The following is a 23,684-nucleotide window of genomic DNA, read 5'->3' as shown; positions in this document are numbered from 1 at the left end:
CCTATCTTAAAGGGGTACATATTAATTCATAAAACAGCTCCAACGCATACCGATGAAAAGGAACTGGGGAATAGTTAACACTTCCGGCAGTACATTGCACCTAATCGATGATTTAAACGGCGTTTGAATAAACTGAATTTATATTCAATCCTAGTCCATGTCAAGCCTATTAATCAAGTAATAACAGCATTTGAATCAAATCTTGTTCATCCGCCTCTTTCCGTGTAAGTCTGTGTCCGAAGATTCTTCATTTCATAAAATAGCTTAATAAGTTTTCTGCGCTTCTACTTGGGAATATGAGGTGACATGATGTTATTTTCTGCACAAGGGGTACCACCCCAAGGATATTACCAAAGCATCTGGGACTTTACTTCCCACAACGAAAACAGTACAAAGGAAGCTGGGAATGTCGTTCCTTTTGACTTCGGACGGGCGGCTGAGTTCAGAGCGCCTAAAAGCATTGAAACGAGTATTGCTCCAGCACTAACACCTTATTGTTTAGAGCCCTTTGGCGGATACGTTGCCACCATTTCCAGAGGGAAGGTATGGGGAGAATCTGGTGCTGTTCTAACACCAGAAGGGAAATTGATCTTTGATCTTTCCCAAGAATATGACGCCAAGCAATATAGGATGCTTGAAGCAGATGAGCACCCAGTGTTTCACCGGTGGAATGATCCGCAGCTTCAACATTTTGCCGGGACCGCGGCGGTGTTAACCTTTTGCGGAGCCCATAACTATTTTCATTGGATGTATGATGTGCTTCCTAGATTAGCGATGCTTCAATCGAGCGGAATCACTTACTCCACTATTATCATGAATCCAAATCCGTATGGACCCTTTGTGGAACAAACGTGGGCCATGCTTGGGATATCCGAGTCATGGGTGATCCGGACGAATTCAGAAGCATATGTTCAGGCTGACCAGCTACTTGTCCCTTCCTTAATGATGAATTCACATTATCCTCCTTGGACCACGGATACACTGCGGAGATTTTTGTTACCGCATAGAGAAACAACACTAGTCACTCCAGAACGTTTTTATATCTCACGAAAAAAAGCAAGCTCAAGACGGTTGGTTAATGAAGATGATGTCATCCGCTGCCTTGAGAATTTTAATATCGTACCGATTTGTCTAGAGGACTGGACGGTTGCCCAGCAAATCCAATTATTCGCCTCAGCGAAAGTAATCGTAGGTCCACATGGTGCTGGACTCGCTAATCTGGCTTTTTGCCAGCCTGGAACACAGGTCATTGAAATTTTCCATGCCCAGCATGTTGTTCCAACCTATTGGATGATCAGCAACCATAATAATCTCGAATATTATATGGTGTACGGGCAAGGTGTACCCGATCCTGCGATTCGTTTTCCAGGATTGGAGGACATCTATGTGAACGTAGATCGTCTGAAACAAACGATGCATCTGGCAGGCTTGGAATGAGAAGAATGCTTACTACTTTCTCGAATTCAAAAAGCGCAAAGCATATTTTGCTTTGCGAAGAACATATAGAGGTCCTAAGAACACTTTGTGAATCGGCGTCTGAATTGGATTTTATCGAGGCAACGTTGACCTGGACGGAATACTTCGATAAAAATTATTCTTTCTTCTCTATGATGCTAGCGAGTAAAGGTGCTCCTTATTTCCGAAATCGTTTCTTAAGCTTTCTTCTCGATGAGTTTAGACATGAAGTAACTACCACCGAAGGCATAAACGAAGGGTTACATGAAGAGGTTATTATTAGTTTTGTTGCATCGGCTTATGCAGGGGTAGTGGAATGGTGGTTCAAGAATGAAAGACCTGTGACCTATCAAGTCTTGGCTGAACAACTCGGAACGTTATTAGAGAGGAATTTATAAAAAAAAAGCGGCGATTCTCCTATAATAGGTGAATCGCCGCTCTTTTTTATCGGGCATTAATTACGCCGATAGATTACACATCTTTTTAAGGACTTCGGTCCCAGATGACGTTATTTGGTAGTTTTCAGCTCTTGAAGCAGGGCTTCGGACCTCAAGGATGTTATTCCTTAGAAAGTGACTTATATTTGGTGTTTTTCACGCCAATAGCTGCAGTGGGGTCCTTTAACATTCTGAAAATCAGAAAATCTCGCCTTTAAGGTCAGAGGAGTCCGATAAAAGCATCTACTTACAAATGTTATCGGTTCAAGTAAAGATTCTTTTAAATCGCTCGTTTGAACTGGGTATTGTACAGCTCGTAATAAACACCTTGCAGCGCAAGAAGCTCTTTATGACTGCCTTGCTCGGCAATTCCGCCACCCTGAATAACGAGTATACGATCAGCATCCTGGATGGTACTAAGCCTATGGGCGATCACAAAGCTTGTTCGTCCCTTCATTAGCTTTTCCATCGCCTGTTGAATATGCATTTCCGTACGCGTATCCACACTGCTGGTTGCCTCATCTAGGATCAAAATAGCTGGATCAGCTAGAATGGCGCGGGCAATCGTTAAAAGCTGACGCTGGCCGTGGCTCAAATTACTGCCTTCCGCATGGAGAATAGTCTCATATCCATGCGGCAGTCTATTGATAAAGGCATCTGCATTGGCCAATCTTGCCGCTTCCTCTACCTCTTGGTCTGTCGCATCAAGACGTCCAAAGCGAATATTTTCCCGAATCGTTCCCGAGAATACATGCGCGTCTTGCAATACCATTCCCAATTGACTACGAAGTGCATTTTTATCCAGCTCTCCAATATCGCGGCCATCAATGAATATGAAGCCGCCGCTCAAATCATAGAATCTGATCAGCAAGTTGACAATGGTCGTTTTTCCAGCACCCGTTGAGCCGACAAGCGCAATTTTCTCTCCGGGTTTTGCTTCAAACGTAACCCCACTCAGAATTGGTGAATCCGGCTTGTAAGCAAATGAAACGTCTTTGAAAACAACGTTCCCTTTTAACCTTGGCAGATCGTCACTTTGTTCATCACCGTCACCATATTCGGATGGCATATCCATAACTTCAAACACACGCTCCGCACCAGCAATTGCCGACTGAATTAGATTGTACTGGTTAGCAAGATCGGAGATCGGTCGTCCGAACTGTTTGGAATACGTAAGGAAGCTAACGATTACGCCAACCGTAGCCATGTTATGAAAAGCCATCCAGCCACCCACCCCGGCAATGATCGCAAATCCAAGGTTATTAATCATGTTCATGACCGGTCCCACTAATCCGGAAACAATTTGTGCCTTAATGCCGACTTTATTCAACTCTCCGCTGATTTTGCGGAACCGTTTCACTTCTGTCTCTTCCCTGCTGTATTGTTTGACTACTTTTTGTCCGCTGATGGTTTCTTCGATAAATCCACCCAACTCACCTAGATGGCGTTGCTGATTTTTAAAATAAGTTCGACTTAAACCTATGATTTTACGGCTGGACAATAACACAAGAGGGATCGTTATCAGTGAAACTACGGTCAACGGAACGTTCATCATTAACATGATCACTAGTGAACCGCTTAGGGTGATCAAACTGTTTAATAACTGGGTCACACTCTGATTAAGTGTACTGGATACGCTCTCTATGTCGTTGGTTGCCCGGCTCATTAGTTCTCCGTTAGCTTGCGTGTCAAAAAACTTAATCGGTAGCTGTTGATATTTGCTGAACAGATCACGACGCAGCTCAAACACGGTATTCTGTGAGACGGATGTCATAACATAGGCTTGCACCCAAGCAACCACACTGCTTAGACCATAAATACCTATTAGGAGTAGACAAAAGCGAATAAGACCCTGATAATCGTGAGGAATTACGGCAGTATCAATCGCTTTACCGATTAGATAAGGCCCGATCAACGAAAGGATTGCATTCAACACTGTAAATACATACACAATGATTAACCCGAACCGCTGGCGGTTCAAATACATCCAGATGCGTTTGAGTGTTCCCGCTTGATTCTTAGCGCGTACGATCGGCACAGCTCCGCCCCGTCCGGGGCCAGATCCAGGCCCAGATCCAGGTCCGAATCCGCCTGATCGATTAAAAGGAGTGGTGTTCATGCCGTTATTAAGCTTTGACATAAGGCACCTCCTCTCCCTTCATCTGTGATCTCCAGATATCTCTGTATATTTCACTGCTGTTCATAAGCCCATCATGTGTACCTTGTACAGCAATTCGGCCATTTTCTAATACCAGAATACGATCAGCATCAATTACAGAGGTGACACGCTGAGCTATCAAAATATTCGTGCTGCTGCGCAGCCGTGTTTTTAACATCTGCCGGATTCGTGACTCTGTCGCTGCATCGAGCGCACTAGTGCTGTCATCCATAATGAGGATTGTTGGCTGAATTAAAAGTGCCCGTGCAATCGAAAGCCGCTGCTTTTGCCCACCGGACAGGTTAATGCCACGCTGGCCGAGCTCTGTATCGTAACCCTGTGGAAGTTCTAAAATGAAATTGTGAGCTTCAGCGGCTATTGCTGCTTCTTCCACTTCCTCATCTGTGGCATCCGGTCTGCCGTATCGGATATTATCGCGGATAGTACCGCTGAACAGAATAGCCTGCTGCATAACATATCCGATTCTGCTACGCAAATCTTCCAGAGCAATCATACGAGTGTCGGAGCCATCAATTGTAATGGATCCAGAGGACACTTCGTAAAACCGGGGAATGAGGCTGACCAATGATGATTTACCAGTACCGGTGGCACCAAGAATGGCCACTGTTTCTCCTGGCTCCGCAGTGAAATTAATATCGTCTAACACTAGATTTTCATCCGAAGGATTATAAGCAAAAGATACATTGTCAAATACGATCCGACCGTTGTGTATGGCATCTTTTTTAGCGTTGGCAACTTCTGTAATCTCACTAATGGTGGAAAATACTTCATTCTCCCGATCGGCAGAAACCTTGGCTCGTGAGAAGAAGGTCAACATATTGCTTAACATCAGCATTGACATCAACAATTGGGTTATATAGTTAATAAAAGCGATCAGCTGACCAACTGGCAGCCCACCGTTCCAGCTTTGCACTCCCCCAAACCATAGTACAGCAACAATACTGGCATTTAGTACAAGCATCATTAGCGGCATATTTAATGACATTAACCGTACCGCTTTTATCGCAATTTCTGTATAATCCTTGTTAGCTGTATTAAAGCGTTTCTGTTCATGGTTAGCGCGGACGAATGCTTTGACTACACGAATGCCTGATAAATTTTCCTGCAACACTGTGTTCACACCGTCTAATTTGACCTGCATTTTCTGAAACAAAGGAAAAGAAAGTCGGATTAACCCATACAAAATTAAACTCAAGAGTGGCACGGCAACGGCTAGGATGAGGGTCAGCATAGGACTTATCCGAATCGCCATCACCAAGCTTCCGACTAATAGCAAGGGAGATCGAATACTCCGCAAAATCATTTGCACAAAGGTTTGCAGCTGTACCACATCATTTGTTAATCGTGTAATCAGTGAGCCCGTCTTCAATTGATCCAGGTTCTTATTAGAAAATTTCTGAATATGTTCAAACAAGCTAATCCGCAAATCATTTCCGAAGTTTTGAGAAGCAATACTCGAAAAAATAGTGCAGCCCACCCCACCAATTAGACCGATAAATGCTACACCAAGCATGATCAGTCCGGTCGAGAAAATATGAGACAAGTCTTTTGTCATGACACCCTTATCCACAATGCTCGCCATGAGCGTGGGCTGCAGTAAATCCATAGTTACTTCGACCAGCATCAGCAATGGTGCCAACACACACCACACCCAATATGGCCTCAAATAATGCTTAAGCTTCCACATTCCGCCACCTTCAATTGTTTAAGATAAATACGTGATTTTAGAACTAATCGGTGTTCTGGGTTTCGCATTCGACACTTCCTCCGGATACCCCATTCCAAATATCCCAATAACATCGTAATTTTCTTGAACACTAAGAATCTCACGATTATGAGGCAAAGCCCCCAGCGAAGCCCAATACGTACCTACACCTGCTTCATGTGCAGCTAATAAGAAATTTTGTACGAAACAAGCAGCAGCCATAACATTCTCATCGCGTTCAAACGCAGTTGCGGCAGGCTTAGACAGAACTGCAAAAACAACAGGTGCGTTGCCAAAATCCGTCTTATGCTTTAATTTCGCTCTAGTATTGGGTCCGATGAAAAGAAGCTCCCAAGGTTCGGTCATACGATGATTAGGAGCGTAACTTGCAGCCTCCAGCCATGAATGTAACTCCTCTTCACGAATTGGAGTCTGTTTGAATTGTTTTGTACTTCTACGGGTTTTAATGAGCTCAGTTATTTTCATCTTTTTCTTTACTCTCCTCTTTATTAACTTTTGATGTTGTATCTTCTGGAGCGATCTCATGAATCTGAAAGATTTGTTTAAACTCTTCAATGATCGCTTCCGTTGCTTTTAATTCACCGCTAACCACAAGTTTAATCGATTCAAGCTCAGGCTGATTTAACTGCCGCTGTAATGTAGCCCGGTTAACCATAAGCTTATCTAAAAAAGCGATGGCTCTGCCACGGCGAAAAGTTTGAGCACTTTTAGGATGTGGATCCATTGATTCTGTCATCCCATGTTTCATAAAGCCACGATCTCTGTGTTCGCCACGTCCCTCACGATCTCTGTGCTCTCCATGTTCCCTATGACCGCCACGTTTGCCGACATGTCCTTCACGCATTTTATTTCCTCCTTTTGCGGTGTATACATTTGTATACGCGCTCTTCATGTATACAAATGTATACGATAGAAACCATTTCTGTCAAGATCATTTTTCCATTTTGTAACATCATTATTGCTTACTTTATATCTAAAAAAACAATAAAAAACCCGCATAAAGTGCGGGCTTAAAGAGGAAAATTATCAAATTCAACGGAGAGATTTATAGGAAAAAGCTATTTTTCTTATACTCCTGAACGGATACTCCCATTACTTTTTTAAAACAGTTACTGAAGTAAAATGGATCTTTAATGCCGACCTTTTCAGCAATTTGATAAGCTTTCCAATCCGTTTCATTCAGAAGCTTCACCGCTTTTTCCATTCTGCACTTGAGAAGATAATCCGTAAAGCTAATCCCTGTGTCCTGCTTAAAGATCCGGCTAAAGTAACTGGAATTCATGTGGAATTTATTCGATACATAGGATAAAGACATCTCCGGAATGTGCATCTCCTGTTGAATAAAATCTTTAACTTCATGGATAATATTATTAGTTTTTTTGCTTCGTGCCCGGGTTACTTGAGAGGTTACCTTCTCTGTGAGTTCAAGTAATGTCTGTTGCATGTCTGGCAGGCTATCGAGCTCAAAAATCCTTTTATATGGCGAAATATCGAAAGAAAGATTATTATCTAGTATAACTCCCATTTCAGCGAGTGAATTGATTAATGTGGAGACAAATTGGGCGGAAACCAGCCTAGCTCGTTCCACAGAAAAAGCCTCGGACTTCTCCAAATCCTGAAACATTTTCTCAATGGATTGCACAGCCTTGTCTAAGACACCAGCTTTTACAAAAAACAAAATTTCCTCAATTTCAATCGTCTTAACTTCCCAGGATCGGCCCCCGAAATGAATTTCATCATTAAAAAAATAGATAGCGTTACTGCCCTTTAACTTACCATATCTAACTGCCTCCAGCGCCTCTTTATAGGATTCTTTGATCCTATTGAAATCCGTACAGGTACTACCTACGCCAATGTAAGCTTTACATCCTAGCTTTTCATGGAGCGATTGGGCCAGCCACTCTCCAATCTTCGTAAGATTCTGATTATCTTTTCTATTAAGAAGGACAATCCGTTGACTGTTATCAAAAAAAACTTCGATTCCCTCATACTCTTCAAGCGCGTAATCAATAAACCTCTTACAACGCAAAGACTGTAGGATTCGTTGTTCCTCCCCTTCTTCTAAGGGAATTTGAAGTTCAATAAGCATGATTGAAAACAAGCTGTTCGCTGATTCAGGAAAAAAGTAATGGAATCGGCTATCCAACTGATCGGGGTCCCAGAGGCCTGATAGCAAATCATTTAGAAATTTTTCTTTTAGTTGAACGGCGTTTTCATTTAACTGTCGGTTCAGCTCCTGATATTCGTTCCACCGCTCTGTCTCTTCCCGGATTTTTCCATGAAGATCTACCGCAACTCTTCGTACCTCCTCGGCTTGGAGCGGCTTCAAGATAAAATTTTGCACTCCAATGTCCAGGCTTCTTTTTGCATATTCGAATTCGGGATGTGCAGTGATGATCACAATTTTGACTAGCGGATACCTTTCTTTTATCAACCGGCTTAATTCCAGTCCATCCATAAAAGGCATACTGATATCTGTAAATACTACATCCGGTTTCATGGTTTCGATCAGATCTAACGCTTCGCTTCCATTCGAGGCCTCACCTACGAATCTGTAACCAACTGCTTGCCAATCTATAATGATGGGAACAATTTTTCTCGCATTAATTTCATCATCCACAATAATGGCTCTGAGCAGTTCAAGCTCCATGACTATTCCCCTCCTCAAGCGGTAGTTCCAATTCAATCCGAGTTCCTTCTCCCGGTGCACTGACCAAACTACAATTCATGTCCGCCCCATAGTACAGCTTCAAACGCATCAAAGTACCGCGCAACCCAAAACTGGACTCATTTTGCCCATAGGGCTCAGCTTGCATTTCCCGACGTTTGTCTTCATTCATCCCCACACCATCATCTTCCACGACTAGCTTCAGTCGATTCCCCTGAATACGGGCAAGGATGCGAATCTTACCACACTCCCCTAAAGGGCGAATACCATGATAAAGCGCATTTTCTACAAGCGGCTGAAGCGTCAATTTGGGTATCCGAACATACTCAGCTTCTTCCGACACCTCAATTTCACTGATGAAAATTTCTGGATAGCGAATATTTTGTATACTCAGATAACTTTTAGTGATCTCTACTTCTTCTCTTAACGTTACTACATCACTGCCCTTACTAAGACTCTGACGATAGAAGGCTGCAAGCTCAGAAATAATCTGGTACGCCTCATTATTATTTCCTGACAAAGTTAAATAGCCAGCTGATTCTAACGTGTTATATAAAAAATGTGGTTTAATTTGCTGCTGCAAAATATCCAATTCGAGTTTCCGAATCAATTTCTGTTCTTCTTTCTCCCGCTTAAGCGCTTGCTCAATGGTCATAATCATATTGTTATACCTATCTTTCAACTGGTTCAGCTCATCCGTTCTCGCCTCGTACCGAACCAAACTGAACTCTCCAATCTCCACTTTTTTCATGGATCGCAGCATATGTAAAATAGGTGTAGTAATGAATCTAGAAATCCAGACGGAACCTAAAAATATAGAAATGAAATTAAACAACATAATCATTAACAGCATCAGATTAAATTGACGATAGGGGCTTTCCCATTCCCCCAAAGGCTGAGCGCTAGTAAACCTCCAACCACGATCCATTGAAACCAGAGAAGAGATCAGATAATTATGATCTTTGATCTTTACGATTTTGCTACTGCCGAGCGGCACATCAAGCATAGAAGAGTTTGTATAAGTCGATAATTCAGGCCGTGTAAAATCAAGGAGTGTCTCATATCCAGTTTCGATCATTAAATCAGGTTTATTATCGTTGATCGAACGTTCATAGCTTTTTTTTAGCTCCTGAACTGTAATGTTCACGACTAATACTCCTATTTTCTTAGAAGTGTTCATGTCGTTTACGATGCGAATCAGAGAAATATATTGTGGATCCTGCTGGGGTTCCTTCGTCTCAAAATTGAAGATACCTCCGGCATTTTTCCTCCAAATTGCTTTTCCGTCTAAGGCGACCGCCTCGGAGTACCATTCCGCTGACTCGATCCCATCCGTTCTGATCGGTTTTGCTGACTGCAAATCAATCGCAAACTTACGTCCTGCATTATCGAATAGATAGACAGAAGAGATAGAGGGCTCTGCGAGCATAAAATCTGACAGAGCAACCTCTAGCTTGTAAGTTAAAATTCCGATGTCGTTACCCGCCAGATCACTGCCCAAAATTTCCTGAACCGTATTGTTCGACACGATCATCTTGGAATAATTATTCGTGCTGTCAAGAAGTGATTCGATTCCGGAATTCATGGCGTTCAAGGTTTGAAGCGATACCTCACCTACCTTTTCCTCGGTGAATTTCTCATTGATTCGTTGGTACATAATACCGCTTGCAATCATGGAAACCACTAATAAGGCCAAGTAGTAAAAAACGATTTGTGATCGGATACGTGCAAACCTCATCGGTAACCTCCTGGCCGACATTAAGCGAATACGGACTTTTATTTATAGCTTCTTCAATACGACACTAGTATAGCATTTTTCGAAAGATTCCTATCCCATTGCTTTAACCCTTAACTGCCCCGGCAATAATGCTTTTTTGGACTTGATTACTTAGGAACAAGTAGATAATGATCATGGGTAGTGTAGCCACAACCATTCCTGCGAACATAGGTCCAAATTCTGTGGCATAGGCACTTTTAAACGAATTGATGGCGACGGTAATTGTTGCTAAGTCAGGATCATTAATGAATGTATTGGCAAACATCAGTTCGTTCCAAGCGGATAAAAAAGTAAAGATGGAAGTGGTTACGATAGCCGGCTTTACAAGCGGAAGCATAATACGGAAAAAAACCTGATAAATATTACAGCCGTCTACAACGCTGGCTTCTTCCAACTCCCCTGGCAGCGCTCTAAAGAAACCAATCATGATAAAGATTGTAGTAGGAAGTGCACTAACGGTATAAGGAATGATTAAGGCCCAAGGCGTATTCAGCAAGCTTGTCATTTTTAACATCTGAAAGACAGGTAGCAGCGTAGCATGAACGGGGATCATCAATCCCAGCATGAAGAAAGTAAGCACCACATTATTAAGCTTCCACTTCATTCTTGCGACAGCAAAAGAAACCATTGCCGATAACAGAGCAGAAATAATGACAGTTACCGTTGTATACATAAGGCTGTTCAAAAAGTTACGTGCGATATTCGCCTTAAAAAGTGCGTAGTCGTAGTTCGCCCACCGCCACTCATTAGGCAAGCCCATCACATTTGAGCCTGTAATTTCTATGTTTGTTTTAAAGGAGGAAAATACAAGCCACACGAGCGGATACAGTTGAATAACTGCGAAGATTAGAAACGCAATCTGCAAAACAACCTTTGGCCAGCGGCGGTTATGTGTTGTTGTCATTAGCTCTCCTCCTTATCATCGTAGGTTCTGATCAGTTTTTGTAGAACTAAGTAGAAAAAGAGACATTCCACAACCATAAACACGGCCATCGCGCTGCCGTACCCATACATATTGCGATTAAAAATCGACGAATACATCAATGTACTTGGAACACTAGTTTCCGGTGTAGGGTAGCCATTGGTCATAATGAAGACTAAATCGAAAAACTTCAATGATCCCAAAACAGCAAATATGACGCATACCTTCAGGATCGGTGAAATAAGTGGAATAGTGATAGAGAAGGCGGTTCTTATACTTGATGCTCCGTCAATTTTCGCAGCCTCGTACAAATCTTCAGGAATCCCTTTGATGGCAGCGTACATTAGAAGCATATGGTAGCCGATATATTGCCAAACGATTGGAATCATAACACTTATTAGTGCAGTTCCGCTTTCCGTTAACCAATCATGTGTCCAGGAGGACAAGCCTAGTTGATTGAGTATCGTATTCAGCAAGCCATATTCAGGCTGATAGATTTTCAGAAACATAACCCCGATGACAGAGGAGGATACCAAGACTGGAATGAAATACAAAGTACGATACAGCTTTTCACCCCACACCCCTCTGGCAAGAACCAGAGCGAGCACCAGAGCTATCGGAAGTTGCATGAAAACAGAAAGAACTGCCAGATACAACGTATTAAGTATCGAATGATTAAAATCCATGCCGTACGTATCTGCAAAAAATAAATCCTTATAAGAAGCTAAACCAATAAATTTAGCCGGTTGTATCCCATCCCAGTCCAGCAGACTGTAATACATAGACTGAAGGATCGGGAAAAAGCCAACAAGAATGTATAAAATCAAAGCAGGAACAACAAATACGGCGATAGCCTTTTTGTTTCCGAATACTTGATGCATACTTCACTCCACCTTAAATCGATCAGGCGGCGAACAATTCTCGCCGCCTGACGCAGATTATTGTCCTTGATTGACCTTGCTCTGTAGTTCTTTCGTGTAGTCTTCAGGTGTTGTTTTTCCGGCGACGAATTTCATCAGCGAACCGAACATAGATTCAGTGTCATTACCATTCAGCATTTGATCCCACCAGTAGGAGAAACCAGTTGCTGATGAGGACAATTCACCAATTTGCAGAGCCAGTGGATTCATTTGAGAAGTGTCACCTACATCAACTTTCCATGCTGAGGAGCCTGAACCAGCCAGAAATACTTCTTTAGACATGGTCTCAATAAAGAACTTGTATACTTCCCATATTCTTTCCTTGTTTTTCAGATCGGCATTGAGCACGAATGTTTCACCCGAACCTCCGAACCACTCGTCAGCATTTCCTTTCCCCCCTGGAATGGTTGGAAATTTAATCGGTACCACTTTACCTTTGACCAGAGAGTTATCATCTTCAATCTGTCCGTTGACCCAAGCGCCCATGAACATCATAGCTGCTTTACCTGATAGGAACATATTTGTCGCGTCATCATAAGAAGTTCCAACAAAATGTTTGCCGAAGGAGTCCGCATCAATCAATTGTTTGTATTTCGCAGCAGCTTCTGTGAATTCAGCTGTGTCGAATGATCCTGTTTTCGTTAAAGCGGCATTTACAGCATCCACGCCTGCCATCCGGATGGCTAGAATCGCGTTCCATTGCATTGCTGGCCATCTGTCTTTAGCCCCAAGTGCAATCGGCTGAATGCCTTTTGCTTTTAGTGCTTCAATCGCAGCAACAAGCTCATCCCATGTTTCCGGAATTTTCGCTCCTGCTTGCTCAAATAGTTCTTTATTGACGTACATTTGAGCAGTAGCTATATTGATCGGCAGACCGTAAAGCTTGCTGTCGAAGATGAAATTGTCTGTCGTACCTGGTACAATTTGGTCCAGCGTTCCATCTTTTGCGAGATCATCAATGGACAAAATCCGGTTCCCCGCTATAAATGGCTCAGAGAATCCGCCACCCCAGGTGTAAAAAATGTCGGGCAGCTCATTGGCGGCTGAAGCCGCTTTCACTTTTGTTTTATAAGATTCGCCCCCAACACCCACATGCTCGATTTCAACATTAGGAAATTTAGCCTGGGTTGCTTCAAGTGCTTTATAAAAACCAACAAACCCGCCGTCTTTAGAATTTGGATCCGCGAATTGGGACCACATGGTAATCTTGAGCTTCTCTTCCGCCGCAGGTGTTTTTCCCGTATTGCCTGCGTTTGCATTAGCCTCAGAATTCACTTTATTCCCGTTGTTCCCACCACAAGCAGTGATAAGCATGGACATAGCCATCAACACTGTTAGAGTTAGGTTAATCCTTTTTTTGTTGACCTTTTTCATTCTTTTTCGCCCCCCCATTTTTATATTGCTTACAGGACTAATTATATAAATCAATTTATCGAGTGAACATGAAAGCGTTTTACTTAATGATGTATTCTCTTTACATTAGACATTTTTCTTTATTAGCTACACATAAAGAAGACCTCTGATTTCTTCAGAAGTCTTTTTTTCATTCATATCAAAACTTAGGGAATGAACACCTCTATATAGCTGAGTGGCTTAGGTTCTATCTTCTCTCTTCTCTATTATCAGAAGTTATCTCATGAATCTGAAACATATGTATGAACTCATCGATGATCGCTTCCGTAGCTTTTAGTTCACCACTAATGACTTGTTTTGCCGATTCAATCTCTGACTCTTTTAGCTGCTGCTGCAACGCCGAACGATTAATCATTAGCTTGTCCAAAAATGCGATAGCCCTAGCACGACGAAAGGTCTGAGCGCTTTTGTGAGGATGCTCCGAACCCTCCTTGACTCCATTTATATTCATTTCTTCATGCTCTCCGTATTCTCGATGCTCGTTATAACCGTGCTTATCTATGTGTCCTTCGCACATAATTATTCCCTCCTCTAATTCCACTTACAAATCCATAACCCATTAATAAGACCGGGCGGATGGAAGCCGTCTGACTCCTTATCCCAAGTAATGTGTATACCATCTTCACCTATATATTCACAACCGGCTTTAGATCTCCCTGAGATGAGTTATTAATTATAGCATTGGATAGATCCATAGTTACAGGATAGGGTGCAAGAAGAAACGGTTTGAATTGTACTTTCCATCTACGCTTTATCCGATCGTCTCTTAATTCTATTTTTCCCCCTGGAATTGCAACCATAGGATAGTCCAAATAGCCCTCAATTTCGGTCGACACTCTAGCTGCCTCCTAACTATAATTTTAATCATGTATTGACGGGTATACAGAATAGAACTATAATCTATACAATTCCTAGAAACATACTATGAATTTCAAAAAATAAGAAACATTAAATCATCCTTAGTTTGTCCACAAGAAGGAGTGTAAACACATGCCAAATGTTCAAACTTTCAAAGCAACTGCTCATTTGCAAGACGGCGTAAAGGTCGTTACTAATGCAAGACAATTCGAGCTGGTCATCGATGAACCGACAAGTCTAGGGGGTACGGATACAGGAATGAATCCTGTTGAAGCTTTGCTCGCTTCTTTGGGTGCCTGCCAATCCATTGTAGCTCGGGTCTACGCCTCTAAATTTGAGGTGGAGCTTGAAGATTTCAGAGTAGATGTGGAAGGTGACTTGGATCTCGACGGATTCTTCAACCGCTCTGAAGTACGTCCTGGCTATTCCGATATTCGGTATACATTCTACATAAAGACTCCATCCCCTGCTGAGAAGGTCGAACAGTTCGTACAATTTCTGGAGAGCAAATGCCCTGTAGGTGACACCATTGCAGCTCCGGTTAATCTCAAGCTAAATCGTATTGTGATTGAAAATTAACCGTTTAATAATTCTAAGAGGGAATGTAAAAAGGGCTGCAAAGTTGCGAAAAAGCGACTAAGCAGCTCTTTTTCATGTCCTGTTCTCCGACTTCATATAATGTTAAAAATGATGCCCTTCGGAGGAACCCAAAACATGACGGATATACTAAGTAAAGTAGATGAAGAAATCGAACGTTTGTCAACGTTCTTGCTACAACAGCAGAAGGATGACGGCTCATGGCATTTTTGTTTTGAGAACGGGATTGTGATCGATGCTTATATGATCATTCTCTTTAGGGTGTTGAACCTACAGAATGAAACGCTCATTCGGCAGCTACATGATCGCATTCTTGATGCACAACAGCGAGAGGGTTGCTGGCAGTTATATAAGGACGAAGAAGCTGGGAACTTATCCACATCAGTCGAAGCTTATTATGCCCTGCTCTATTCTGGATACAGTAAGATAACAGACGAGCCAATACTTCGGGCTAAGCGTTATATACTGTCTAAAGGTGGTTTAGGCAAGGTCACAAGTATCTTAACTAGAGTCATTCTCGCCGCAACGGGTCAAAGCAAGTGGCCTTTAGCAATTTCTTCGATTCCACTGGAGGTGCTTTTGTTTCCGTCTTACTTCCCAATTAACTATTTCGAATTCTCTGGCTACTCTAGGGTACACCTCACTCCTATGCTCATTATGGCCGATCGGCGATTTTCGATCACTACAACCCATGCTCCTGATCTGTCAGATCTTATGGAGACACGATTGGATAGAGATGAATCGCCTACCCGTGGATATCAGGAGATGCAGGATGTTATTCAAATGGGTTTGAGCAGATTACTCGGGAGTCCACACTACATACATGAAGCTGCCAAAAACAAAGCGGAGCAATATATGCTCCAGCGAATCGAATCCGACGGTACCTTTTACAGCTATGCCAGCAGTACAATTCTTATGGTTTTTGCCCTGCTTGCTCTCGATTATGATCGGCAGCATCCGATAATTACACAGGCCATTCGAGGTCTCACCGCGCTGCAATGCCAATCAAATCATAATACTACAATTCAAAACTCTCCATCTACAATATGGGATACAGCGTTAATCTCCTATGCTTTACAAGAGGCACAAATTCCAGTTGATCACAAAGGAATAAAACACGCTGCTTCTTATCTTCTGGAAAAACAGCATCATAAAACTGCTGATTGGAGCATCCATAATCCGGATATAGTTCCCGGTGGATGGGGATTCTCTGAGTCTAATACAATCAATCCGGACGTAGATGATACAACGGCAGCCTTGCGAGCCATCCGAAGCTTATCAACCATTCACCCTTCATATCTGGAATCATGGAATCGCGGACTGAATTGGGTCCTATCGATGCAAAATAACGACGGCGGCTGGCCGGCATTCGAAAAAAACACCAATAAAGAAATGCTCACATGGCTCGCTATCGATGGTGCTAAATCTGCAGCCATTGATCCTTCGGAAGCAGATCTTACCGGACGAACTTTGGAGTTTCTCGGAAACTTCGCTGGTTTAAATACACAACACGAGTTCATTAAAAGGGGTACAAAATGGCTGATTCAACATCAGGAGAAGGATGGTTCGTGGTACGGAAGATGGGGTGTTTGTTATATTTATGGCACTTGGGCATCATTAACAGGCCTGCAGGCTGTTGGGCTCCCTATAAATCATGATACATTGCAAAAAGGAGTGAAGTGGCTTCTAAGCATTCAGAACTCGGACGGCGGTTGGGGGGAGTCTTGTCACAGCGACCGGCTACTACAATATGTTCCTTTAGGAGAAAGCACACCTTCACAAACCGCCTGGGCACTTGATGCGATTATCGCCGTTCAGCCAGAGCCAACAGCTGCGGTGGAAAAAGGAATTCAAAGACTAATCACGTCTATTCATGAAGAGGATTGGAAAACTTCTTATCCCACTGGCGCTGGTCTCCCCGGTAATTTCTATTCCAATTATCATAGTTATCAGTATATCTGGCCACTACTCACACTGACTCATTACAGAAAAAAATACGGTCAAGGATAATACTCGGTAATACTCGGTAATAACTAGCGTTGTCCTGCTCCACTTTTTAACTGTCTCGTAAAAGCTTGAATCGCACCATTTGCCGTCCTTTACGACAAACTCTCCTTATCTGTACTTACTTAATAGTATACATCTCCATTACAGTCAGTCCGTAAACGGGTACGAACCAGTAACGCAACCAAATCATTCATTAAATGCCATAGGGATTGGTATATCAGCTCCCCTACCCTCTCCAATAACTTGCTCCAGTACGTATTCATCTGTTCAAACTATACTACATGTTTTCTTTCCATAAAGACCGCCTACTATTTCTTTTAGTAAAAAACAGCAGAGCAGCGATCATCCGTTATAGGAGAATTGTTGCTTTGCTGTTATGAACCGGGGGTCGAATGCTTTTATCCGTTGCACCTACCTAAATCACCCAGTCTTAATCAAGATTAGAGCTTTAGGACTCAGAAGACGCTATTTGCTTGTTTTTAGGCTTTTGAGTTAGGTTACGGACTCCAGTGCAACTATTCCTCAAAAAGAGAGCCATTTTTGGTTTTTTTCATGGTAATAACTGCGATGGGGTCCGATAAAATTCCAAATGTAAGCTAAATCTGCTCTTAAGGTCAGCTGTGTCCGATAGCAAATACGTGTGCGCAAAATGTTACCTAATCAATCCAACTTGCCATATGAATCATCCCTATAGGAATTACTTAAATTACTTATGAGATAGACTCCATTTTTGCTTTGAGTCAATTGAGCGTAGTTAACACATGGTCAATCAGGCAGCAATCTCCAATAATCAAGGATCGCTGCCTGATATTTTAGATTACTGGCGTTTTGCCTGAGCAAATTATGATTGTAACTTCTGATATCCACACTCCGTATATTTGTAGCTCAGGATTTTAACGCAATCTAATGAAATAACTGCATTTTATACACTTACTCGATATTGCTAGGGAATAACTCCGACTTTAACTGCATTCTATACAATTAAAATCAAGAGACATCACCTAATAGGCTTTAACTCGTGAGAATAGATGTAAGAAATACAGCTATTTTCAATACACAACTGTTTTGAACGATTATAGCTGCACAAAATACAGTTAAACATCTCGCTGCTCCCCATCCGTTACCTTCATCCGCCCCCATACTGGTACACAGAGGGTTGCATTATTACTCAATTTACTTTTTGGAGCACGGTACCGGAATATCAGAAATATTCCTTTTCAAGAAACAGGTGTAATCGTTGGTGGTTTCGGTGCCCTTTCCCACGCATGGGTTACCTGCAATGTTGCTGCATAGGTGATTAACGAAACAAGCAACGCTCCGAACAGTTCAATGACCTGCCCCAGGTGCAATCTTTCCAGAATTCCGTGAGCCGCCAACCCGCTAAGCGCCATGACAATTCCTCCTGCTCCCACCTTGAATACAATACGAAAGTCAAAATAAAACCCGATCGTTCCTGCCACAGATAAAAAATTCAACAATGTCAGCAGCAAGAGCCCCAGTCCGAATCCCATGGCCACCCCTTCGATTCCAATATTAGAACCTAGAACAAAGATCGCAATCACTTCAAAAATATTCGTAAGAATATGATTCCACATAACGGTTGATGCTTTCCCCAAACCAAGCAAAATCGCTTGCAGTGGCGCTCCGAAATAATAAAGAAAAAATAAGGGTGCAATTAACCTTAGCAGCTCGCCCGCTTCTGGCGAATGATAGATCATAGTTGTTAAGGGTACAGCCCATAAGTACAGGATGATTGTACATGGGAAACCTACTATAAGCGCGGATCGCATAGCCATATCCATCCGATTATGCATAAGCTTGCTATTGTTGCTCACACTTGCTTCGCTGATCGCCGGAATTAATGCAGTCGACAACGATTGTGTGAAGAAGCTGGGGAGAAACAACATGGGAAGAGCATAACCCGCCAGAAGTCCGAATTGCTTGGTCGCCATCTCAACACCTACACCAAACAGTACTAGACTTTTCGTAATCAGCAGTGGTAGAAAGGCATGATAGAGCGAATGAATAAAACCGCTGCCTGTCATCGGTAAGCCGATACGCAGCAAATCTCTCAACGTACTGTCTCCTTTAAGTGAAATTCTTGACGTAGGTGGTGGAGAGGTTTTGACCTTACCTCGATTTGCCCATTTGAAAACAGCAAACAAATAGAGCAAACCAAAACCTTCCCCAACAACGGAGGCAGCCATTGCGCCAGCAGCCGCATAGGCAATACCGTAGGGCAACAATACGTTGACAACACCGATAATGACAATGATTTGCGCCAGATTCTCAATAATATCGGAAAAGGCAAGTGGGTTCATGTTCTGTTTTCCACGAAAATAACCTTTCAGTACAGCAGACATCGCAATAATTGGAATGATCGGCGTAATAGCAACCATAGCATAATACGCCCGCTGATCGGCCAAAAAAATCGATGCGATCCATTTGGAGCCAAATAGAGCCACTAAAGTTAATATAATACTCAACGTACCCGTAATGCTTAAGGATACTGTGAGAATACGCTTTACTCGGGCTTCATCCTGCTTAACCTCAGCTTCCGATACAAGCTTTGAAATCGCAACAGGAAGCCCCAGCTCTGTTAGCGTAATAAATAAGGGAAGCAGTGGATGAGCAATCATAAGCAGCCCTACTCCCTCTGCTCCCAAAAAACGTGCCAGCAAGACTCCGTTCAAAAAACCAAGCCCTTTTGTGAAAAATGACGACACGGTTAATATGAACGTGCCACGAATAAAACTTTGTTTACGCATCCCCATTTATACGCATCTCCACCTATGGTTTGTCCTGTCCTTCTTTCTAACTTATTCGAACAAACGCAAGTACATGCAGACAAGTATTTGTAAAGTATTTAATCAGCAATAAGCCCGACACATCTAAGCCGGTATACCAGGCATTTTCCTCACTTTCATTAGCTTCTGTAGCAATAACATTTTTCATAGACCAGAGATACTTCTCTGTATTGTTCATTAGTACTGTTTTTGTATAAATTTCATCCTCCGCAATAAAAGATATATTAAGAAATAAATAGATGATTTACCAATGGCATGTTATCATTTTGAATGCGATTTCAATAGCTTTGTTATTACAGTTTTTTTACTCTTCTTCGTGAATGTCTTTTTGCAAAATCTTTGATATGATAAAAAAGAATACAAAAGGCTTTACGGAAATCATTCACATCGTTAATAACCACTTCTAAATTTTCCAAAGATAAAGGAGAACTTCATTCATGAGTCAGAAAACAAGATTAAATAATGACTGGTTATTCAGCAAACAGCCGCTTAAGTCCACTTTAGAATCGGTGATAGCAGCTGATTCGGAGTGGATCGACGTAACCTTACCCCATGACTGGCTAATTTTTGATACACATAATCTATATGAAAGCGGAGAAGGCTGGTACCGTAAAAGCATAATTATAGATGAGAAAGTGCCAAATAGTCGTGTCTCGCTTCGTTTTGAAGGCGTATACATGGACTCCACTCTCTATGTGAACGGCCATATCGCAGGCGTCTGGAAAAATGGATACTCCACCTTTGAATTAGATATCACGCCATACATTATTGAAGGTATCAACGAAATCTATGTTCAAGTGGTTCATGAGTCTCCTAACTCACGCTGGTATTCCGGTGCGGGCATCTATCGGAGTGTATGGCTGAAGACGTATCCAGGGACACATATTGTGCCTGATGGTATTTATATCTCTACTCATAAAAAAGAGGATTCCTGGAATGTTGAGATAGATACCGAAGTATTGTGCAATGATCTATTACAAACCGCAAATCACTACATAATTCGTCACAGTATACTGGACGCTTCAGGTATCTGTATCTCTCATGCAGAGAATGAAAGTCCAGTACAAGTCGGGTCTGCTGTATCCAGCTCTGCCCTCTTATCCGTCAATGATCCAATGCTCTGGGATATTAACCAGCCTTACTGCTATTCCCTAAAAACTGAACTGCTGGAGAATGATCAGGTAATTGAAGAAGAAATCCAAACCTTCGGATTCCGTACGATGGAGTTTGACAGCCAACAAGGTTTCTTTTTGAATGGCCGAAAGGTGAAGATTCATGGCGTATGCCAACATCATGATTTGGGATGTTTGGGGGCTGCGGTGAATAAGGCAGCTCTAAAAAGACAGATTATCCTCCTGCAGGAGATGGGCGTAAACGCTATTCGTACGGCCCACAATATGCCAGCCGTTGAACTGATGGAACTAGCGGATGAGATGGGCGTGCTCATAGTTTCCGAAGCATTCGATATGTGGGAACGCAGTAAAACTCCTTTTGACTACGCTAGATTTTATCCGGATTGGTGGAAACAAGATATTGCCAGCTGGGTACGCCGGGATAGAAATCGCCCCTCCATGCTCATGTGGAGTATCGGAAATGAAATATACGACACCCATGCCGATGAACGCGGCCAAGAGTTAACCATAGAATTACGTGATCTGGTGCAGGTTCATGACCCTAAAGGAAATGCAGTGGTTACTATCGGTTCAAACTATATGCCATGGGAGAATGCACAGAAATGCGCAGATCTAGTGAAGTTCGCAGGGTATAACTATGCCGAAAAATACTATGACCAGCATCATGAGGAACATCCCGACTGGATTATTTATGGTAGTGAAACTTCGTCTACTGTACAGAGCAGAGGCATCTACCACTTCCCTTATGCTCAGTCTGTATTGTCTGACGATGATGAACAATGCTCAGCCTTAGGGAACAGTTCTACTAGCTGGGGTGCCAAAAACACAGAAGCTTGCATCATCGCAGATCGTGATGCGACCTACTCGCCGGGACAATTTATTTGGACTGGATTTGACTATATCGGGGAGCCAACCCCGTACTTCACTAAAAACTCGTATTTCGGTCAACTGGATACCGCAGGATTCAAAAAGGATTCCTATTATATTTATCAAGCAGAATGGACGGATTACAAGGTCGCCCCGATGATTCATATTTTTCCGTACTGGGATTTCTCTAAAGGGCAGCTTATTGATGTGCGAGTATGCTCCAACGCACCACAAATCGAATTGTTCTTTAATGATCAATCCATGGGCACGGTTAACATTGACCATAAACATGGTAAAAAGCTGCTTGGGGAATGGCAGCTCCCCTATAGCGATGGTGCTCTGCGAGCAGTCGCTTATGATGAACACGGAGTGCAGATCGCTGAAGATACGGTAACTTCTTTCGGAGATTCGGCCACTGTGGTCATGAATCCTGATAAAACTCAGTTGACTGCTGACGGATCGGACTTGGTATTTGTTGAGATCTCGACCCTCGATCAAGAAGGACGTCCCGTGGAGAATGCCAATAATCGTATTCAAATCTCTGTAGAAGGACCGGGGCGTCTTGTTGGTTTGGATAATGGTGACAGCACTGACTACGATTCATATAAAGGAACAAGTCGCCGGATGTTCAGCGGCAAATTGCTTGCGGTCATTGCCTCTTCATTGGAGTCAGGTACAATCGTTGTACGTGCATCTTCCCATGGCTTACAGTCTGCTGAGCTTACACTGACTTCCGAAGCACGAGAGCTAGATCATTCTAAGGACGAAGAGCTTATACTTTATCAGCATTCGTCACAATCACTATCGGATGTGAGTGAGTTATCCCAAGACTATTTATCAGATGAAATTCCCGTTCGCAAGCTGGAAATCATATGCCCACAAGGAAATCAACTAACGAAGGACACCCGAGCACTTCCGGTTCGTGTGCAAATTCATCCAGAGAACGCAACCTATCAGGAAATTGAATGGCGAGTTACGAATGCTGCCGGTATTGACGCCAATATAGCCGTTCTTGAGGCAAATGGACATGAAGCAGTAATTTCGGCTTTGGGAGACGGAGACGTCTATGTACGATGTGCAACGAAAAACGGTGCAGATCAAGTGCGCCTGTATTCGCTTATGGAATTCCATATTCGAGATATGGGAGCTGCCTTTTTGAATCCTTATGAGTTTGTTTCCGCTGGTTATCATAGCAATACGAGCCGGAACTTAACAAATGGGAATGAACGCGGAGTGGCTACTGCAAGAGAAGGAGACAGCTGGATCTGTTTCGACAACATCGATTTCGGTGATTATGGAGCTACTGAACTTACCCTTCCTATCTTCGCGCTAGATAACGATAAATATACGATTGATATATGGAAAGGTACTCCGGATGCTCCAAACGCAGCTCTGCTGACACAGGTAACCTATCAAAAACCTTCCATATGGAATGTATATCAAGAGGAAACCTACTCATTACCTGAGCGAATAAAAGGTGTCACCACCCTTTGTTTTGTTCTTCATAAAAAGATTCATCTCAAGGGCTTTCAGTTTAACAAACCTTTAAAAGCGTACGAACAACTTAACGTTCTGGAATACAATCAGATTTATGGGGATTCCTTTACGCTGGCAGATGGACAAATCAAAAATATTGGTAACAACGTCTCTCTCATCTTTAAAGATATGGACTTCGGTGATACTGGAAGCACTAAACTAACCTTATGCGGGCATTCGCCTATCGATAAAAATACTCTGCATATTCTATTTAGCGGACCAGAGGGTGAAAAGAGACAGCTTGTGGAGTTTACACAGTCAAGTGATTATTGCGAAAGAGAATTTGTATTGGAGCGCATAACCGGTCCGCAAACCGTCACCTTTATATTTCTACCGGGGAGCCAGTTTGATTTTAAGTGGTTCCAGTTCCAAGCAGAGTAAG

At 42.6% G+C, this 23,684-nt stretch carries 16 protein-coding genes and 1 pseudogene; 5 read left to right on the top strand and 12 right to left on the bottom strand.

Going from position 1 to position 23,684, the window contains the following annotated elements; all coding sequences use genetic code 11:
* Positions 1-306: 306 nt before the first annotated feature.
* Together MHB37_RS15720 and MHB37_RS15715 are read left to right on the top strand one after the other, a co-directional pair.
* Entirely contained in the window at positions 307-1,437 is a 1,131-nt protein-coding gene (locus tag MHB37_RS15720; protein ID WP_280752945.1) for a DUF563 domain-containing protein, read from the top strand.
* The gene (locus tag MHB37_RS15715; RefSeq protein WP_405169563.1) at positions 1,434-1,853 is read left to right on the top strand and encodes a TetR-like C-terminal domain-containing protein; all 420 of its coding nucleotides are present in this window, start codon (positions 1,434-1,436) and stop codon (positions 1,851-1,853) included. Before MHB37_RS15720 ends, MHB37_RS15715 begins: the two co-directional genes overlap by 4 nt.
* A 319-nt stretch (positions 1,854-2,172) precedes the next feature.
* On the opposite strand, the gene MHB37_RS15710 is transcribed toward MHB37_RS15715, so the two are convergent.
* The 11 genes and pseudogenes from MHB37_RS15710 to MHB37_RS15660 all read right to left on the bottom strand — a co-directional run.
* Positions 2,173-4,032 carry an ABC transporter ATP-binding protein gene (locus MHB37_RS15710; RefSeq protein ID WP_405169562.1) on the bottom strand — a complete coding sequence of 620 codons (1,860 nt, stop codon included), beginning with the start codon at positions 4,030-4,032 and terminating at the stop codon, positions 2,173-2,175.
* Positions 4,019-5,758, bottom strand: a complete 1,740-nt coding sequence (locus MHB37_RS15705) for an ABC transporter ATP-binding protein (RefSeq protein WP_076309405.1) — start codon at positions 5,756-5,758, stop codon at positions 4,019-4,021. Before MHB37_RS15705 ends, MHB37_RS15710 begins: the two co-directional genes overlap by 14 nt.
* Positions 5,759-5,776: 18 nt before the next feature.
* A complete protein-coding gene (locus tag MHB37_RS15700) occupies positions 5,777-6,262 on the bottom strand; it encodes a nitroreductase family protein (RefSeq protein WP_405169561.1) in 486 nt (161 codons plus the stop codon).
* On the bottom strand, positions 6,249-6,641 hold the full coding sequence (locus MHB37_RS15695; protein WP_405169560.1) for a hypothetical protein: 393 nt from the start codon (positions 6,639-6,641) through the stop codon (positions 6,249-6,251). Before MHB37_RS15695 ends, MHB37_RS15700 begins: the two co-directional genes overlap by 14 nt.
* 201 nt (positions 6,642-6,842) lie before the next feature.
* Positions 6,843-8,447, bottom strand: coding sequence for a response regulator (locus tag MHB37_RS15690; RefSeq protein WP_076125686.1), 1,605 nt, complete (start codon positions 8,445-8,447; stop codon positions 6,843-6,845).
* On the bottom strand, positions 8,437-10,203 hold the full coding sequence (locus MHB37_RS15685; protein WP_076190387.1) for a sensor histidine kinase: 1,767 nt from the start codon (positions 10,201-10,203) through the stop codon (positions 8,437-8,439). The genes MHB37_RS15690 and MHB37_RS15685 overlap by 11 nt, the downstream gene beginning before the upstream one ends.
* A gap of 103 nt (positions 10,204-10,306) precedes the next feature.
* Complete coding sequence (locus MHB37_RS15680; protein ID WP_076125690.1) at positions 10,307-11,146, bottom strand: carbohydrate ABC transporter permease; 840 nt, start codon at positions 11,144-11,146, stop codon at positions 10,307-10,309.
* Positions 11,146-12,045, bottom strand: a complete 900-nt coding sequence (locus MHB37_RS15675) for a carbohydrate ABC transporter permease (protein WP_076125692.1) — start codon at positions 12,043-12,045, stop codon at positions 11,146-11,148. The genes MHB37_RS15680 and MHB37_RS15675 overlap by 1 nt, the downstream gene beginning before the upstream one ends.
* 57 nt (positions 12,046-12,102) lie before the next feature.
* Positions 12,103-13,458, bottom strand: a complete 1,356-nt coding sequence (locus MHB37_RS15670; protein WP_312150638.1) for an extracellular solute-binding protein — start codon at positions 13,456-13,458, stop codon at positions 12,103-12,105.
* 226 nt (positions 13,459-13,684) lie between these two features.
* Positions 13,685-14,014, bottom strand: a complete 330-nt coding sequence (locus MHB37_RS15665) for a hypothetical protein (protein ID WP_256716022.1) — start codon at positions 14,012-14,014, stop codon at positions 13,685-13,687.
* A gap of 112 nt (positions 14,015-14,126) precedes the next feature.
* Positions 14,127-14,297 (bottom strand): annotated as a pseudogene (locus MHB37_RS15660) (formylglycine-generating enzyme family protein); the annotation flags it as partial.
* 190 nt (positions 14,298-14,487) lie between these two features.
* Between MHB37_RS15660 and MHB37_RS15655 the strand changes: the two are divergent.
* Both MHB37_RS15655 and shc read left to right on the top strand, forming a co-directional pair.
* Positions 14,488-14,934, top strand: a complete 447-nt coding sequence (locus MHB37_RS15655; protein WP_076125698.1) for an OsmC family protein — start codon at positions 14,488-14,490, stop codon at positions 14,932-14,934.
* Between the two features lie 135 nt (positions 14,935-15,069).
* The gene (gene shc / locus MHB37_RS15650; RefSeq protein ID WP_341086570.1) at positions 15,070-16,962 is read left to right on the top strand and encodes a squalene--hopene cyclase; all 1,893 of its coding nucleotides are present in this window, start codon (positions 15,070-15,072) and stop codon (positions 16,960-16,962) included.
* Between the two features lie 1,214 nt (positions 16,963-18,176).
* Here shc and spoVB read toward each other — a convergent pair.
* Entirely contained in the window at positions 18,177-19,733 is a 1,557-nt protein-coding gene (gene spoVB, locus MHB37_RS15645) for a stage V sporulation protein B (RefSeq protein ID WP_248548247.1), read from the bottom strand.
* A gap of 470 nt (positions 19,734-20,203) precedes the next feature.
* Here spoVB and MHB37_RS15640 point away from each other — a divergent pair, with 470 nt between their 5' ends.
* On the top strand, positions 20,204-23,683 hold the full coding sequence (locus MHB37_RS15640) for a sugar-binding domain-containing protein (RefSeq protein ID WP_405169559.1): 3,480 nt from the start codon (positions 20,204-20,206) through the stop codon (positions 23,681-23,683).
* Position 23,684: the final 1 nt, after the last annotated feature.

It is taken from the genome of Paenibacillus sp. FSL H3-0286 (assembly GCF_045040705.1).
Taxonomy (GTDB): domain Bacteria; phylum Bacillota; class Bacilli; order Paenibacillales; family Paenibacillaceae; genus Paenibacillus_AQ; species Paenibacillus_AQ odorifer.
The sequence above is the reverse complement of the archived record's forward strand: the minus strand, read 5'-3'. Positions and strand labels throughout refer to the sequence as shown.

Coding starts and splice junctions, on each gene's coding strand:
- MHB37_RS15640 (WP_405169559.1), top strand. CDS start 20,204: ATGAGTCAGAAAACAAGATTAAATAATGACTGGTTATTCAGCAAACAG.
- MHB37_RS15720 (WP_280752945.1), top strand. CDS start 307: ATGATGTTATTTTCTGCACAAGGGGTACCACCCCAAGGATATTACCAA.
- MHB37_RS15695 (WP_405169560.1), bottom strand. CDS start 6,641: ATGCGTGAAGGACATGTCGGCAAACGTGGCGGTCATAGGGAACATGGA.
- MHB37_RS15690 (WP_076125686.1), bottom strand. CDS start 8,447: ATGGAGCTTGAACTGCTCAGAGCCATTATTGTGGATGATGAAATTAAT.
- MHB37_RS15715 (WP_405169563.1), top strand. CDS start 1,434: ATGAGAAGAATGCTTACTACTTTCTCGAATTCAAAAAGCGCAAAGCAT.
- MHB37_RS15655 (WP_076125698.1), top strand. CDS start 14,488: ATGCCAAATGTTCAAACTTTCAAAGCAACTGCTCATTTGCAAGACGGC.
- MHB37_RS15710 (WP_405169562.1), bottom strand. CDS start 4,032: ATGTCAAAGCTTAATAACGGCATGAACACCACTCCTTTTAATCGATCA.
- MHB37_RS15705 (WP_076309405.1), bottom strand. CDS start 5,758: ATGTGGAAGCTTAAGCATTATTTGAGGCCATATTGGGTGTGGTGTGTG.
- MHB37_RS15680 (WP_076125690.1), bottom strand. CDS start 11,146: ATGACAACAACACATAACCGCCGCTGGCCAAAGGTTGTTTTGCAGATT.
- MHB37_RS15685 (WP_076190387.1), bottom strand. CDS start 10,203: ATGAGGTTTGCACGTATCCGATCACAAATCGTTTTTTACTACTTGGCC.
- MHB37_RS15670 (WP_312150638.1), bottom strand. CDS start 13,458: ATGAAAAAGGTCAACAAAAAAAGGATTAACCTAACTCTAACAGTGTTG.
- shc (WP_341086570.1), top strand. CDS start 15,070: ATGACGGATATACTAAGTAAAGTAGATGAAGAAATCGAACGTTTGTCA.
- MHB37_RS15700 (WP_405169561.1), bottom strand. CDS start 6,262: ATGAAAATAACTGAGCTCATTAAAACCCGTAGAAGTACAAAACAATTC.
- MHB37_RS15675 (WP_076125692.1), bottom strand. CDS start 12,045: ATGCATCAAGTATTCGGAAACAAAAAGGCTATCGCCGTATTTGTTGTT.
- spoVB (WP_248548247.1), bottom strand. CDS start 19,733: ATGGGGATGCGTAAACAAAGTTTTATTCGTGGCACGTTCATATTAACC.
- MHB37_RS15665 (WP_256716022.1), bottom strand. CDS start 14,014: ATGTGCGAAGGACACATAGATAAGCACGGTTATAACGAGCATCGAGAA.